Origin of the sequence: Sphingobacterium bambusae (genome assembly GCF_033955345.1) — a bacterium.
Taxonomy (GTDB): domain Bacteria; phylum Bacteroidota; class Bacteroidia; order Sphingobacteriales; family Sphingobacteriaceae; genus Sphingobacterium; species Sphingobacterium bambusae.
This window is the reverse complement of record NZ_CP138332.1, coordinates 668,739-683,597: the sequence shown is the minus strand read 5'-3', so window position 1 is coordinate 683,597 and position 14,859 is coordinate 668,739. Positions and strand designations below refer to the sequence as shown.

The 14,859-nt window shown below is 38.7% G+C and carries 12 protein-coding genes; 8 read left to right on the top strand and 4 right to left on the bottom strand.

The features are described 5' to 3' along the window. The first annotated feature begins 543 nt into the window (after positions 1–543). Positions 544–1,038 (top strand): JAB domain-containing protein, encoded by a 495-nt coding sequence (locus tag SCB77_RS03015; RefSeq protein ID WP_320184948.1) that lies wholly within the window; start codon positions 544–546, stop codon positions 1,036–1,038. A 140-nt stretch (positions 1,039–1,178) separates the two neighbouring features. Continuing rightward, a complete protein-coding gene (locus SCB77_RS03010) occupies positions 1,179–1,994 on the top strand; it encodes a ThiF family adenylyltransferase (protein WP_320184947.1) in 816 nt (271 codons plus the stop codon). Here the strand turns inward: SCB77_RS03010 and SCB77_RS03005 are convergent. Next, positions 1,991–2,749 carry a response regulator transcription factor gene (locus SCB77_RS03005; RefSeq protein ID WP_320184946.1) on the bottom strand — a complete coding sequence of 253 codons (759 nt, stop codon included), beginning with the start codon at positions 2,747–2,749 and terminating at the stop codon, positions 1,991–1,993. The genes SCB77_RS03010 and SCB77_RS03005 overlap by 4 nt on opposite strands. A 198-nt stretch (positions 2,750–2,947) precedes the next feature. On the opposite strand from SCB77_RS03005, the gene SCB77_RS03000 reads away from it, so the two are divergent. The 6 genes from SCB77_RS03000 to SCB77_RS02975 all read left to right on the top strand — a co-directional run bounded on the left by SCB77_RS03000 (position 2,948) and on the right by SCB77_RS02975 (position 8,809). Continuing rightward, a complete protein-coding gene (locus SCB77_RS03000) occupies positions 2,948–3,565 on the top strand; it encodes a hypothetical protein (protein WP_320184945.1) in 618 nt (205 codons plus the stop codon). Positions 3,566–3,836: 271 nt separating this feature from the next. Next, the gene (locus tag SCB77_RS02995) at positions 3,837–4,721 is read left to right on the top strand and encodes an RteC domain-containing protein (protein WP_320184944.1); all 885 of its coding nucleotides are present in this window, start codon (positions 3,837–3,839) and stop codon (positions 4,719–4,721) included. 124 nt (positions 4,722–4,845) lie between these two features. Then, a complete protein-coding gene (locus SCB77_RS02990; RefSeq protein ID WP_320184943.1) occupies positions 4,846–5,412 on the top strand; it encodes a Crp/Fnr family transcriptional regulator in 567 nt (188 codons plus the stop codon). Between the two features lie 152 nt (positions 5,413–5,564). After that, on the top strand, positions 5,565–8,036 hold the full coding sequence (locus SCB77_RS02985; protein WP_320184942.1) for a serine/threonine protein kinase: 2,472 nt from the start codon (positions 5,565–5,567) through the stop codon (positions 8,034–8,036). Beyond that, entirely contained in the window at positions 8,033–8,473 is a 441-nt protein-coding gene (locus SCB77_RS02980) for a MauE/DoxX family redox-associated membrane protein (RefSeq protein WP_320184941.1), read from the top strand. The genes SCB77_RS02985 and SCB77_RS02980 overlap by 4 nt, the downstream gene beginning before the upstream one ends. Before the next feature lie 99 nt (positions 8,474–8,572). Beyond that, entirely contained in the window at positions 8,573–8,809 is a 237-nt protein-coding gene (locus tag SCB77_RS02975) for a hypothetical protein (protein ID WP_320184940.1), read from the top strand. A gap of 67 nt (positions 8,810–8,876) precedes the next feature. Here the strand turns inward: SCB77_RS02975 and SCB77_RS02970 are convergent, their stop codons facing one another. From SCB77_RS02970 to SCB77_RS02960, 3 genes are read right to left on the bottom strand one after another with little or no spacing between them, the layout of a single operon-like run. Then, positions 8,877–10,259, bottom strand: a complete 1,383-nt coding sequence (locus SCB77_RS02970) for a TlpA family protein disulfide reductase (protein WP_320184939.1) — start codon at positions 10,257–10,259, stop codon at positions 8,877–8,879. Next, entirely contained in the window at positions 10,246–11,613 is a 1,368-nt protein-coding gene (locus SCB77_RS02965; RefSeq protein WP_320184938.1) for a RagB/SusD family nutrient uptake outer membrane protein, read from the bottom strand. The genes SCB77_RS02970 and SCB77_RS02965 overlap by 14 nt, the downstream gene beginning before the upstream one ends. 9 nt (positions 11,614–11,622) lie before the next feature. Further along, positions 11,623–14,673, bottom strand: a complete 3,051-nt coding sequence (locus SCB77_RS02960; protein WP_320184937.1) for a SusC/RagA family TonB-linked outer membrane protein — start codon at positions 14,671–14,673, stop codon at positions 11,623–11,625. Between the last annotated feature and the right edge of the window lie 186 nt (positions 14,674–14,859).

Sequence of the window (14,859 nt, the reverse complement as noted above, 5' to 3'; positions counted from 1 at the left end):
CTCTTTTTCCCATTCACATAGCGCTGCGGAGTTTTAATTTTTTGAAAACGAGCAGTCAGACTTTTTGGTTTAAAACGTAAATAATTGAAGTGCTTGAAGACAGCTTGAACATAGATTTTTAAAATGTGTATCGAATCTAAGATATCCAAAGACGAAAGAAAATTAGTTACACAAAGTTTCTTGATGAAATGAGTAAGGCAATTGATAGAACCATTCAAACTGGAAATTCGTAATTAGACGAAATGTTAATTTCTAACGTCTGGTGTGCGATTTATCAATAGATTTTTATAGTAATCTAGAATCCCGAGATCGATAGGTAAAATGGATCCCGAGGGCAAATTATCTATACACAAAGTTACTTCGCCAGATTGATGCGCGCCCAAGCACAGTCTTATCTTAATAAAAAAATCAAAAATTGGGTATCCAACCGGTAGAGTTGGAGCCTCCTGCACTTCGTCATTTTTTGACGTTTTTCTTTGCTTTTCAATCTCTCGGCTCGTAGGGATGAGGTGTTAATAATTTTTTCACTTCAATCCTTTCATTATGCAAACTACATTAGATTTTCAGAACCGTAACAACCAGCACAAAGGAATTTATGCCAATGAACTTACATTGAGCTACAAAAAAGCCATCAGGTTGGAAGATCCTGGATTTAAGCAGATCAATAGCTCGCTAAAAGTTAGCCAAATCCTGCGATCAATATGGGATGAAGATCAGCTGACGATTCGAGAGAGCTTTTACTTGCTATGTTTCTCGACCAAACTTGATCTCATTGGTTATTATAAAGTAGCAGAGGGAGGTCTAGATCAGGTATTGATCGATATCAGAATTGTATTCTCTACAGCGCTTTTAGCAAGATCTTCTTCCATCGTAGTGGCTCATAACCACCCGAGTGGTACGTGCGAACCGAGTTCCGCGGATAGAGTACTAACTAGAAGATTAGTAGATGCCGGCCAATTACTGGCCATACAACTTAATGACCATATAATCCTAACCGAAGATTCTTATTACTCTTTTAGGGATGAAGGGGACCTATAATCCTTTTGTAACCAAATCCATTTTTGATTTTTGGGGAAATGACCTATGTTGTCTTATCGCTACATTTAAGGTGGGCTATCCACAACTGTACATGGTGGGATAGTGCTCGCTTTGGTCAAGTTATAAAACTACACTTTGTTGTGGTCAAGAAAGAATCAAATAGCCTTATTTTTGAATATAAACCATGGCATATGACAGATAGTAGATACACTAGAAACCGAATTTTTCTAAAGGAAAATGAACAGGAGAAAATTAAAAGTACTCCAATCTTTTTGGGTGGATGTGGCATCGGAAGCGTTATTGCTGAGTGCGCACTTCGATTTGGCTTTGAAAATATCACATTGGCAGATGGCGATGCAGTAGAACTAACCAATCTCAATCGCCAAAACTTCTTGGAAGCTGATGTGAGCAATTTAAAAGTAACAGCATTAAAAAATCGCCTTCTTTCGATAAACTCTGATGCAAAAATTAATATTTTTCCAGCCTATTTAAATGAAGAGAACTGTGAAGAGGCTTTAATCGGACATACGATTGCGATTAATGCACTTGATTTTTCGAAAGAATTTCCGGTAAAGTTTGATGAGCTTTGTATAGCTAATAAAATTACCATCTTGCATCCCTACAATCTAGGATGGGGAGGTCTTTTGACTGTAGTTGGTCAACAGTCTCCTTCTTTGCAAATCTTGAATAAAGGATGTGATAAATTTAGTGAAATTACCTTTATTGAATACGTATTGGACTACTATGATTATTGGGGTAAATCACAGACGTGGTTGAAGAACCTGATAAACGAATTTAAAAATGAAGATGTCCCGCAATCACCACCTCAACTTTCCATTGGTTCATGGATTCTTGGATCCATCTGTACGCATGTGCTTTATAAGCTTGCAACAGGTGAAAATGTTAAACTATTCCCGGAATTCTATTTGTCAACAATCCAAGATTTCGACCGTTAGATGAGCTTGTTCGCTTCTGCAAAAAATATTGCCTCACTCATGCTTGATACATCCAGTTTTTTAAACAGTTTTCGCCGATGGAATTTTATAGTGTCAGGAGAAAGGAATAATTCTGCTGCAATTTCATTTATCGTATAGCTACGCATGGATAATTCTAAAATTTGCACGTCACGGAAAGTTAAATCGATTTTTTTGTTTGTTTTCCAACGACCTTGTAGCAAGTCATACCTCAATATATCTAAACCCCATTTTTTATACACTTTTATATTACCGGCAACTTTTTCATGAGAATGAGTGACGATACATAATGCTTTCCAAATCTTTCCAGTCTCGGTCAAAAAAATTGGTGTCAGCTTTTGATTAACCAATTTCCTCTCTTTTTCATCTGTGATCAAATGAAAATCATAGGATATACTATAAAATCGTCGCTCTGCTACGGGGATCCGATCGAAAAAATCAAAGCCAATTTTGTTAATTTGAATCAAAAGTTGAAGATCTTCCGACGGTACGTTCTTCAGATAAAAAGCGTACCCTAACTGCATAACCTCTTCAGCACTGTGCCCACAAAGAAATAAAGGGTTCTCAGAAACATATTCGAATTCCTTTTTTTCGTAATCTATGATATAGATACTAGCATTGGTTGTACGAGAGAATGCATAAATAATCTCGTGATAGCTGTTTAATTGTTTCTTATCATGGTCGCTTATGGTATCGATTCGGTTACTGGCAGAGAAAAATTGCTTTAGTGGGCTCATGGATCGTAATTCTAGATTGTGAACTGTTGTTTTGATACATGAATTTATTAAATAAGATCTCGAGAGGGTGTATTTTACATGTTATATTTTCACTTTTCTTGAAAAACCACCCTTTTTTGTGGTTAAAAACTATTATTTAGAGCAGTCATTTAAAATAAATACCATTTTATTTTTGTATGTAGGTCTATTGCAACATAAATGGAAAATTATTCTATCAAAATTCTCGAAAAAAATGAGCTCTTAAAGTTAGCCCAATTTGTAGTCAACCAGAATGCTAACCATCACTCAGAATTTATAAGGGAACTAGAAAGAGAAGCCAGAATTGCTAAGTTGCTATTAGAGGAAGTCCGATTTTCTCCGAATAGCAGGCACTATGTCGCCGAAAATAGTACGAACCAAGAAATAGTTGGCTGTATACGATTATTGAAATGGGATAACGCTCAAAAATTACCTCTCCAACAAGATTTTGCGGTAGATGTTGATGAAATTTTAAAAGATAGATTATATGTCGATGTCTGGCATATTGGTAGATTCGCTATCGCACATGGAATACGCTCAATAGGGGTTTTTAAAGCATTGATGTTATCAGTAATCGGTCCAATTTCCTCTGGAGATGAATCCTTGACCTTCGCCGAATGTGACGAGAAGCTATTAAAAGTCTTGAATTTATTGGAAATACGGACGACCATTGTTGGTAAACCGAAATTCTATTTGGGATCGCGCACATATCCAATAAGCATATCTAAAAAGACATTAAAGGACTTTTTTCAAAAAAATATGGATTCTATCGGTCCTAATATTTGTGAATGGTATTAGTGGTGAAATTAGTGATCTCGGAAAGGTCAAGCTTATTATCCAGCTGGATCTTCCAACTACTAGGCAGAGTTTCTCGCAAAGTTTCGGCTAGAATTAGTCCAAACAGTTACTTGGATTGGCTTATAATAAGAATCGAAAATATTGCTAGGATCACAACCTGCATTTTTCTCACCCAGTTAGAGAATGCGAAAATTTTGCTTCCATTGCTTTTAAATACTAAATACATTTTTTTTAATATTCATTTTCAGTTTACTAAAAACAGGTATCTATTATGCTATCAATTGAGTATGAAACGCTTTATTCTTCTATGCTTGAACAATTACAAAACATCAATGGAGCTTTGGACGAAGCTGCGAACAATCTGTCCGATTCACTTTATTGTACGGTAAGTTCGCTCCAGAGTTTACGCGAAATGTTAAAAAAATATCCCCCAGAAGATGAAGCTGAGCAGATTTACTTCTTTAAATACGTTAAACCTAAATTTCAAAGTTGGCATATCTACGTTATTGAGATTCATCATTTATTGCTTTCTGTCCCGATTGGGACAGAACAAATGATACGTGACTATTACATGAATGAGCTACATGTTATCAACAGGTTTACGCAGCGCTACGCATTTTATTACCAATACTATCTCACGAATGAAACGAGTAAAGATGCAGATTTTTTTCTTCCATCAAATAAAACTGAATTTCCTCCCGAACAGGAGAACATCGTGGTGGAAGCAGGTTTTGCAACAAATATGGACTTTATTTTTGCAAAATTTAGGGCATTCGATATGTTACGGGATTTTATAATAAAGCGCGTACGATTACTTTATCAGAAAGTAGAACTGGGTATATTATCGGAATTGGTTACTGCACGTAAATTTTGGTGGTCTGGGGATAAAGTTGAGTTGATTGAGCTCGCCTACGGAATTTACCATACACATCGATTTAATGGTGGCGCAGCAGAAATTAATGATATTGTGCAATGGCTCGAAGAGAGTCTTCACGTAGATTTAGGACAAGCATATCGGATGTTTCTGGATATAAGACGACGAAAAACGGTAAGCTATACAAAGTATTTGGATGAAATGAGCGCTGCAATTCATCACCATATCGATGAATCAAATAGCTTAAAACGCAAAAAAAAAAAGGTTTTACGATCAACCTAAAAAGATGTAAAGATCTATTTTTTCTTAAAATCGAAACGCATTGAATTTGGTACGAACCTACACCGTACCAAATTCCTACTTTAAAATTACTAGCTAATTCTACTTTAACTAAAAAACACGTTGTATGGAAAAGTCAATTAAATTCTTTCTGGATGTTGTAGCCGAGGGCATAAGTCTAGAGTCAGGTTTGCTTTTTGAAATACAGAGAGCTGCGGAACTAGCTGCTTACAGGAAAGGAGAGTTTTGGTTAAGTAGGGGAAAGAGGATTGGTGATATCGCTTTTATAATTACTGGTTGCGCAATGGGTTACCGATACGAGAATAGGGTGCAAAATGTTACAAAGCTTTGGAACTCGAACGAGGTCATTATTGAAGGTTGTTCTTTACTTCCCAAACGACACCCTGACGATCGCGTCATTTTTCTCGAAGATAGTGAACTGCTGATTTTCTCTATAAAGATGTTGGAATCAATACAGGATCGATTTCCAGGAACACGTAATCTCATTAAACACCTCTTGGCAATAGCACTTGATAAAGAACATAACCTACTATACCAGCTTAAATTTCGAAAAGCAGCTGATCGATTACGAATCGCGCAAAAGGATTATTCTAAACCATTTAATCTGCTGACAGCGACACAAAAATCTTCCTACCTAGGAGTTTCTCGACAAAGTTTCTACAATCTGATATAGTGATTGTCCCAAAGGTGACAAGAAATAGTCTAACCCTGTACATTAAATAATCTAGTCTACGACAGATTGTGTTCGGTAGCTCGAGTAATTTTACAATGTCCATTTGTTGAGGTAAAGGATTTTATCAAACAGATGGATTAAAACTTTTGCTTATGAAAAACATCGACCGAACTCCGAACAAGGCTAAAGGGTTTTTAACCAACTCTTCTGGATCATATGTCCATTTTCTGGAAGAATTTGGCTTCGCCTACTGCATTCAGGAACCTTGGTTGATAGTTGATAATAATAGAGATCCATTTGAATGGATACTCTGTCTATCGATCACGATGCGTGATGTAGCTGAAGTCTTAGAAATTGTCCTCCCAGTGCTTTACGAATTTGATGTATCATTTAGTTTGATAAACTCGTCTTTTCAGCATAACAGAATAAACAATCACGCATTTCCCGCTCACCTTTATGGTAAGCCGCTTATAATCTATCCTAATCATAGTAGTCAAGCAGTTGAAATTTCTGCGATTATTCATCGAAAAACTGCTGCCTTTCAAGCGCTGTACCTTCCAAATTGTATTCGTTTAGGTGCCATACTTTATGCAACTAAGATCGAGCCTGTCAATAATGACCTTGGTTTAATGATCAACGGAAAAGTATATCAATTGGCAAATACATTGCTAACAATAAAATCAATGTCGCCATTTCCCTCGGCGATGCTCATGGAGGACCCAAAGATACGTAGATTTATTAGGGGTAGATATCTACCGGTCAAATTGATTTCATCGAGTCACAAAGGCAATATTGTTAAAGCGTTTGATGTATTTAGAATGAATTGGCTCTTCGTAAAGCAAGCTGCCACTTGGGCTGCGGAAGACAATCTTGGACGACAGATGATTGATCGCCTAAAATGGCAACAAAACATAGCGATAGCGTTATCGGATCTAATAAACGTACCCAAAGTAGTAGATTTTGTTGAACAGGATGGATACAGCTATTTGATAACTGAATTCGTAGAAGGAAATTCAATCGATGATTTGATTAAATCCCAGAATGTCACTGCGGAATTTATTATTGAGATCTACATCAAAGCCGTTATGCAACTTCAAAAGATGCATCTTGCAGGTTATGTCCACAGGGACTTCACGGCTAAGAATATCTTAATCGATAAAAAAGGGCTAGTTTGGCTTACTGATCTCGAATTGGCTGCTGAGCTGACTGATCTTGAATTTACGCCGTTCCAAAGTGGAACATTCGGATACATGTCAAGATCGCAGCAGAATGGTGAAACAGCTCGTATCAGTGACGATGTATTCGCCGCTGGTGCCCTGCTATACTATATTTTTTCTAAAGAGCATCCTAGGCTCCTTTGTGAATCTTCTACCTCTAAAATGCTTAAGAAGATTGATGGACTCGATATAGAAGATGCCTACAAGGCTGTGATACGACTTTGTATTATTGAGGAACGGGATAACCTCGATATCGGTCATGTACTGACGCTTCTAAAAAGCGATGAACTGGAGTCAATGAGATCGGAAGACCAGAAAAGACTGGCAATAGGTGTCCATAGAAAAAGTTTTTACCTGATTCTTAGTACGGTTTTAGCAGCTTTGACAACTGTGGCCGCTATTTATTTGGCAAGTGATGACGCTAACTCGAAGCCAAGTGGTTTTAAACGCGATTTTAATTTTCAGAACCCTATATTAATTTCTGAGTATAAGCTACCATTGGATATTCTGAGTATTGCCGGAGAATATAAAGGCGATTTATACGTCGGGACATCAATTTCTGGACAGTATGCAAAACTCTTAGATGCAACTGATCTTATAGAACGTAAGGACATAAGTTCAGATAGTCTACTAAATTCGACCCTTTCCAAAAAGGTAATTGTCCAAGTCGATTCATTCGGAATTTCCATCGCTGATGGCCAACGGAGTACAATATTTGTGAAATCGCACGACAGTGACAATGTAAAAATAATCAAAACAGCCTCTCCCTTCACACGAGCTGCAAGGGTATCTTCTGATAAATTCATAGTTCGAGCCTTCAACAGAGCAAATCAAGACCAGTCTTTCTACTCCTTAACCGCTCACGTTCCGACATTTAATAACGAAAGCCAGATAACTGAAGTTTTTTCTGACGCTGGATTTTCGACAAGTGGATTTCTGCGATGTATTAATGAAAACAGATGCGTTTACGTTACCCGGTTTGCAAACAAAATATTTGTTACTGATACTGCTCTTCATGTCGTAGATCATGGCACTACGATCGACACCATTAGCGAGTATACCCTTCACTCAAAGAAAGATGTCAAAGGTAGCATCGGTACAATTTCCAGTACGCAGATGCCCCGCATTGTAAACAAGGCAATCGAGGTCACATCAAAATTGATTTACGTAATCAGTATGATAAAGGCTGACAATCAACTTGATTCATTTTACGACAATCATATAAGTATTGATGTCTACGATCTACACGCAAATTATTTGGGATCTTTCACTATCCCGAGCCAAAATATAGACAGGTTACGGAGCGTACGTGTGCTAAATCGAGATATGTATGTTCTTTATCCTGGTTTATTACAAGTCTTTAAGTTGTCAGGTAATGTAAGGTTAAACAATAATCCCAGGTCATGAAGAATCAATTTTTTATTACGCTATTTCACGGCGTTCTCGTTTTTGTTTTTCTATATTCTGCACTAAGTAAATTACTTGATTTCGGATATTTTAAAGCAGAACTAGATAAAAGCCCTTTTCTAGAACGTTGGACAGTTGTTCTTGATTATTTGATACCATTATCAGAAATCATTGTGGTGATCATGCTGTTAGTTAAGTCAACCCGGACACTTGCACTCTACTTATACCTTTACATGATGAGTTCCTTCTGCTTTTATGTTTATCTCATGATGACTAAAGCGCATTATCTTCCCTGTGCATGTATGGGGCTGTTTGGTAAGTGGTTGAGCTGGGAAGCGCACCTTTTGGTTAACGTATTTCTCCTTGTCCTCACAATACTTGTAATTCTTTTGAACAATAAAGATTCGGCCCGTGCAGCGCATGCTGCGACTGGGTAAATATCAAGATACTATAGTAGCAAATGTTCCGTTTAAACCGCCTGACTGAACGTATGCTTTAAAGATGAGGTGGTATTAACAATTCTAAAGTTTAAAATTATGTTTAAAAAAGTAATGACTCTTGCAGTGGCAATAGTTGCCATTGGAAGTGCATTTGTTGGTTCATCAAATGCAAAAAATCTGTTACAACAAAACAGATGGGTGCTAATATCAAATGAGAATGAAACAGTCTCTGCGACAACTGCCAGAAATGCCTGCCCCGGTATTGAGGATACATGTGCGTACGAGGTTAATGCGCAGGGACAACCGACAGGACAAACTTTCGGTCACATTTAGTAGCATTCCTACCTAAAATAGCACCCTTCGCAAGCCGCGAAGGGTGCTTCATTTTTTGCCTAAAAAATTATGGTTTCGGTTTGTCTGTTACAACGATCATTTCCATAGGTTCTTCTACTAGGGAAAGTTTTAGGTCGTACTTTTTAAGTGCGGCATTTATTACTTCCAGATCTCCAAGGTTGATCTCGCGCAATGAAATATCGACATGATCAGTAATGCCTGTTCGATCTTCAATCGATAATCTTCGCTGATTTTTTAACTTCAAGTTTTCACCTACATGATAGCGGTCGAGCACATCTACGAGTTTGGAAATAGGGGTGTTCTGCATTTCGATATGATAAATGCTGTGCGTATAAATTGGAGCGGCACCTTTGCTGATGGGATTTTTAGTGGATCCAACTCTGGAAAGAATTAACTTGGGAACAACAATCGTTTTATTATACGTCCTTAATCCTAGCGCGTATTCGATGTCGCGAAGCATGATCTCATGAAATTTACTGCTATCTTGGTGTTCAATGATAATTCGATAGGTGTATGCGTATTTTTTTTGCCAAGATTCTCGTTCTGCTTGTGTAGCTTTCGGTGAAATCGAGTTAAGCCCCCAGTTGTCTAGATCCATATACATTTTTACAGATGTCCTAGTGGTCAAGCCTAAGGCTTCTTGCATGAGGAAAGCTGCAGAATAATTCTGCATCAGCCTATAACGATATTGTAGCGTATCTAGTCCTTCAATTCCCATCCCCGTTAGCCTAGGATCATACCGCATTAGTGATGAGTGATAAATGAATTTTTCGTTGAGCGCTATCGAATTTGAAGACCATTTTGGATCGTACGCCAAAGTATCTATCGCTTGACCACCATAGTTTCCACGTGCTAATTCATCATTTTTCATTTTCTCGTTCAACGGTTTTCCTGCAAGAAACAGCTCAATGTTTTTGTCGGTTACTTCGTGATGGCCTGTAACTGCCTTTATTACGCCATCTTTATTGATCCAGACATAATGGGGAATTACTTTGTAAGGAAATAGCTTGCTGATGGCAGCTCCGCTTTGGTAGAGTCCAGTAGGTAAGGTTAGATCCGATCGCCTGCTGTAAAATGAAGTAATCGCCTTTTCTTTGTCGTTAGAAACTAGGATAATTTTCAATTTATCCTCGTGTTTCTTTTGCAATTCTTCCATCTTAGGAAATGAGGCGATACATGGAATACAATAGGTTGCCCAAAAGTCTAAGATTATCGCTTTGTCAGTAAAATCAGCTGTGGAAAGAGTAGGAGAGCTGTAGTTTACTGCTTTTGCAAAGGCTAAATACGGTACTGTGTCTCCGATAGAGAGCGCTTTTAAATCCGAAGCTTGGGATTGCCCATTACAGAGGAGCGAAGATAGCATCAAAGAAATGAATGCTGTCACGCCATACTGATAGTTTTTGATAGTGGATTTTTTAGTAACCTTCATTTTGAACTAATTGGGGTGCATTGATCAATTGAATTTGTGGAATCGGCAATAGTGTATCTGTTACTTGCCAGTTCTCTTCTTTAATAGTACCGAGTACATCTGTTGCGAGATCGAGACGTTTTAGGTCGAACCAACGATGTCCCCATTCGCAAAATAATTCGCGCCTCCGCTCTTCAATGAGGGCAGCAGTGCAATCCGCGATATTTAAATGGGATGGTAGCAAGGAGATTTTTGCACGTCTGCGAATTGCGTTAATATCTTCGATAGCTGCCTCTATATCACCCATCATTAGATTGGCCTCGGCACGAATAAGTAGCTGCTCGGCCGCCCGAAATACAACAGTATATTGATTTCCTGTTCGAGTTCTTGTTGTGTATTTGTAAGGGAAGTAGTAAGGACCACTTGGTTTAATTCCCACCCAAGTAGTTTTCCTGCTGTCGTCTGCTGCAAAAGATGCGAGGAGATCGGGAGAAAGCAAGTATATAGGCGCCGTAGTATTAGTGAGCGATGATGGAATCAAATAAAATCCATCATAGGTGTCGTAGAACATGTTCGAAGTCGCGCTAAATAGTTGCCAAATAGTCTCGGTACTATTTTTTTGAAAGGTGTTATCTAATTCTGTCTCTATTGGATAAGAGCCTAAGTTAATCAGCTCGTTAGATAGGTCTAACGCTTCTCTCCAATTTTTTCTGTAAAGCTGTACGCGTGCAAGAAAAGCTTTTGCTACCAATTTAGTTGGTCTAACGCGCTCTGGTGTGGGATATTTGGTAGGTAAATCGGCTATTGCACTTTTTAGGTCTGCGACAATAAGAGCGTATACTTCTTTTGATGTGGATTGTTCTTTTTTCTCATTTTCGCGGTAGTCCGTCCCCGTTACAAGTGGTACAGCACCCCAATTGTTGGTGAGGCAGAAATACAGAAAAGCGCGTAAAAATTTACCCTCACCGATTAACTTAGATTTTGCAGTATTCGAGATAGTGATACTATTCTCAACGTTTTCGATGATCAGATTTACTTGATAAATATTTTTGTATAGGCCTGACCAAAGATTGTTTACCATGTTATTATCTGAAATAAGACTATTATTGGCAAACTGTGCAATGGGTTCTGATGTTCCTGTGTATAACAATTCATCGGACTGTAGTGCAGCAATCCTAACTTGGCTTTCTAAGAGTCCTCCACTTGTGGCCATAATACTGCTATATGTACCAGAAATCGCTAAAGCCGCTGAACTACTGTCGGCAAAGACAGTAGCTGTTTCTAATCTATTGTTCGGGGGCGATATATCAAGGTAATGCTCGCAGCTAAGTAAGCCTAAGCAAGAGATGATTACTGTATATAAGTATGATTTCATAATAGACGTTTAAAAAGATAAAGTAAACCCAAAAGTGGTTGTTTGAAGAGGAGGAAGGCTAATTGCTCCCGTTTCTGGATCTAAGCCCCTATAACGCGTCAGCGTGAAAAGGTTCTGCCCTTGTAGAAAAAGCTTGATTTGCCTAAGTTTTACCCGCTCGACAAATTGCTTAGGAAGGTTGTAGGAAATATGAATATTCTTAAAACGTATGAACGACGCGTCTCCGTAAGAAGCATCGGAGTAGTTTGCAAAATTACTGTTTGCTGTGTTTGCCAATCCGGTTGTACTTGTTAATCGTTGGATAGTCGCCTCATCAATTCCATTCATCCATCGAGCGTCATAAAGTTCGGTCATGATGTTAAACATCGTACCCGGGGTTCTTCCCATCAACGTGGCATAGTGGTTTTTCAGCTCTTGCTTCGCAAATTGTATCAAAAAACTTATGTTCCATTCCCCGTAATGTATGTCGTTACTGATGCCGCCGTAGTAGTTCGGAGTTAGATCTACTACGACCGTCTGATCAAGTGGCCTTGAGACTCCGTCAAAGGTATAAAGACCAGTTTCATGATCAATCCCTGTATAATTTAATGCTTTTATGATGTTGAGCGGCTTTCCGATGACGAGCGTGTTTGCATAGGTTGAATTTTCTAAATTGGGAAATTCATGAAGTCTATTTCTGGATATGGAAATGTTTGCGGAAAGGTCCCATCTGAATTTTTGTCTTTCTACCAGTCGGCTTGATGCTAGTAATTCCCAACCAGTATTTTCAACTAGCGCATTAAAATTACGGAGAATGGAACTGAAGCCAGTTTGATCAGGTAGTCGATAATTGATTAATTGGCTGCTGCTACGGTTTTGAAACCAATTGGCGGATAGCAGTAACTTGTTCTCGATAAAACCTAGTTCAATTGCTGCCTCTAGTTTATTGTTCGTTTCCCAAGAATAGTCCTCATTGTATAGGCGAGATGGGATATAACCTATTTGATTTTGATATGGATTGTTAACTGCTTGGGAGTTGTCCAAATATTGATAATCACCGATTTGATCGTTTCCAGTAACACCGTAGCTCCCGCGAAGTTTACCGTAACTTAGCCACGATAGCTGATCCTTTAAGTACTGTTCCTCGCTAAAGATGTAACCTAGTCCCACTGCACCGAAATTTGATACACGCCTTCCAGGTCCAAACCGACTACTTCCATCTATTCTTCCAGTAAGATTCGCGATGTATTTATTGTCATAGTTATAGTTTAATCGTCCAAATGCGGCTTGATAGCGATATTCAGATTTATAGGTGTCGGCAATTACATTTGTTGCATATTGTGCGGCCTCAATCAGCGCATCATTTGCAAAGCCACTTGCCTCTATCATCGTGAAGTTTTTATTTTCGTTTTGTAGGGTACTTCCTAAAAGCAGCGATAGATTACTCTTTTCGAAGCTTTTGCTGTATTCCAATTGAGGTTCCATTATCCAGTTCGTAGTTTTTGTATTGGCGAAGTCAGCAGACGATACCAAATTTGAACTGTTGGGGTTTTGTGCAGCAACAGGATTGGTCTCCATTTGATCGCTAGCTAGCGTGCTATAACCTGCTGTTAGCCTCAGTTTTAGGTTTTGGGAAAACTCGTAGGAAAGGTTAATATTTGCGATATACCGATTTAAGCGCTCATGGGCGTTTCTCTTTAGGTAGAAGAGTGGGTTGCTAAATGCTCCTCCGTTTTCTTCCCAAACCAAATTGCCATTGTTATCTAACAAGGACGGATTGTTTGGCGGAAGAAATATTGCTTGTGACATTCCGCTGCTCGGCAACTCATTCTGGTTCAGACCATACATGGAATTCAACAGTACTTTGAATCTGCCATCGGCACTTTGATGATTGATGTTTGCTGTTAACGTACCGCGCTGGTCTGCATAATTGCCAGGGAAAACAGCGCCAGTTTTGTTGTAGTTAGCACTGATCATAAACTGCGTGTACGTACTTCCTCCGGAAATACTAGTATTGATGTTGGTGAAATTTGCTGTTTTGCCGAATAGGTACTCCTGCCAATCCGTAGTTCTTGTGGTGTCCCATAAGGTAAGGTCTGGCGCTGTAACAGTCGTGATTTCCCGATTGTCATTCGCGAAGGCCTCACGACGCATGGCAACGTATGTGGCCGTATTTAATAGGTCTAGTTTGTTGTTTATCCGTCCTATTCCTGTCTGTGCGGAAATTTCAACATTTGTCGATCCGGCTTTTCCTTGTTTTGTGGTGATTAGAACGACGCCGTTTGCACCTCTACTACCATAGATTGCTGTGGCATCTGCATCCTTTAGTACTTCGATACTGGCGATGTCCGACGGACTAATGTTGCTCATGGGACTTTGTCCATTATTGGCTAAACTCATTACTCCACTGATACTTTGATTTTGATAGGGAATACCGTCAATCAGGATTAATGGTTGGTTCCCTTGTGTCAAACTGTTTTGTCCCCTGATTTGAATGTGAAATGATCCGCCAGGACTTCCATTTTCTTGGGTAACTGTCATACCCGGAACTCTACCGGCAAGAGCAGCAATGGGATTGCTGACAGGTTGTTTCTCGATATCTTCGGACTTGATGGAAACGACACTCCCAGTGTTCAATCTTTTAGAAACTCGGCCATAGCCTATAACCTGAACGTCATCAAGATTGTTGGATATTCTATTTAGCGGTATGATTATCGAGTCGGAACTAACAGTATTAAACCGTACTTCTTCACTTTGATAGCCTTCGGCAGACGCAATCAAAATACCTGTATTATTGCTAACGCTTATTGAAAACCTTCCGTCTTCATGGGCATCTATTGTAATTGGGTTGCCTAAGATGCGTACTACGGCATTGGGTATTGGCTTTGTCTCATTATTTGATATTACTTTTCCATGTATAATATGATTAGCTTGTTCTTGTGCAATTGCACATTGACTAGTAACAAGGATTACAATGCAAAGTATTACTATTTTGTTTAGGCAGTTCGGTCGTCGAACTGCCCATAAATGTGCTAGAAAATGGACAAAGAGATCCCGCACGAATATAAAAACGTGATTCATTTTAGTAAGTGGTTTTTTGATTTAATTATTTTACGAAAACACCTTAGTAAAAGATCGGGGCCCCTTGATCTTGTTTGGTGGTTGATTTGTGCTTTTAACGCTATGGTCTTACTCTGGAGGACATATTACTAGTGAAATATGTAGTAGATTAATTCTATCTAGATTTGATGATCGAATACTGTAGAC

Coding starts and splice junctions, on each gene's coding strand:
- SCB77_RS03015 (WP_320184948.1), top strand. CDS start 544: ATGCAAACTACATTAGATTTTCAGAACCGTAACAACCAGCACAAAGGA.
- SCB77_RS03005 (WP_320184946.1), bottom strand. CDS start 2,749: ATGAGCCCACTAAAGCAATTTTTCTCTGCCAGTAACCGAATCGATACC.
- SCB77_RS03000 (WP_320184945.1), top strand. CDS start 2,948: ATGGAAAATTATTCTATCAAAATTCTCGAAAAAAATGAGCTCTTAAAG.
- SCB77_RS02995 (WP_320184944.1), top strand. CDS start 3,837: ATGCTATCAATTGAGTATGAAACGCTTTATTCTTCTATGCTTGAACAA.
- SCB77_RS02990 (WP_320184943.1), top strand. CDS start 4,846: ATGGAAAAGTCAATTAAATTCTTTCTGGATGTTGTAGCCGAGGGCATA.
- SCB77_RS02985 (WP_320184942.1), top strand. CDS start 5,565: ATGAAAAACATCGACCGAACTCCGAACAAGGCTAAAGGGTTTTTAACC.
- SCB77_RS02980 (WP_320184941.1), top strand. CDS start 8,033: ATGAAGAATCAATTTTTTATTACGCTATTTCACGGCGTTCTCGTTTTT.
- SCB77_RS02975 (WP_320184940.1), top strand. CDS start 8,573: ATGTTTAAAAAAGTAATGACTCTTGCAGTGGCAATAGTTGCCATTGGA.
- SCB77_RS02970 (WP_320184939.1), bottom strand. CDS start 10,259: ATGAAGGTTACTAAAAAATCCACTATCAAAAACTATCAGTATGGCGTG.
- SCB77_RS02965 (WP_320184938.1), bottom strand. CDS start 11,613: ATGAAATCATACTTATATACAGTAATCATCTCTTGCTTAGGCTTACTT.
- SCB77_RS02960 (WP_320184937.1), bottom strand. CDS start 14,673: ATGAATCACGTTTTTATATTCGTGCGGGATCTCTTTGTCCATTTTCTA.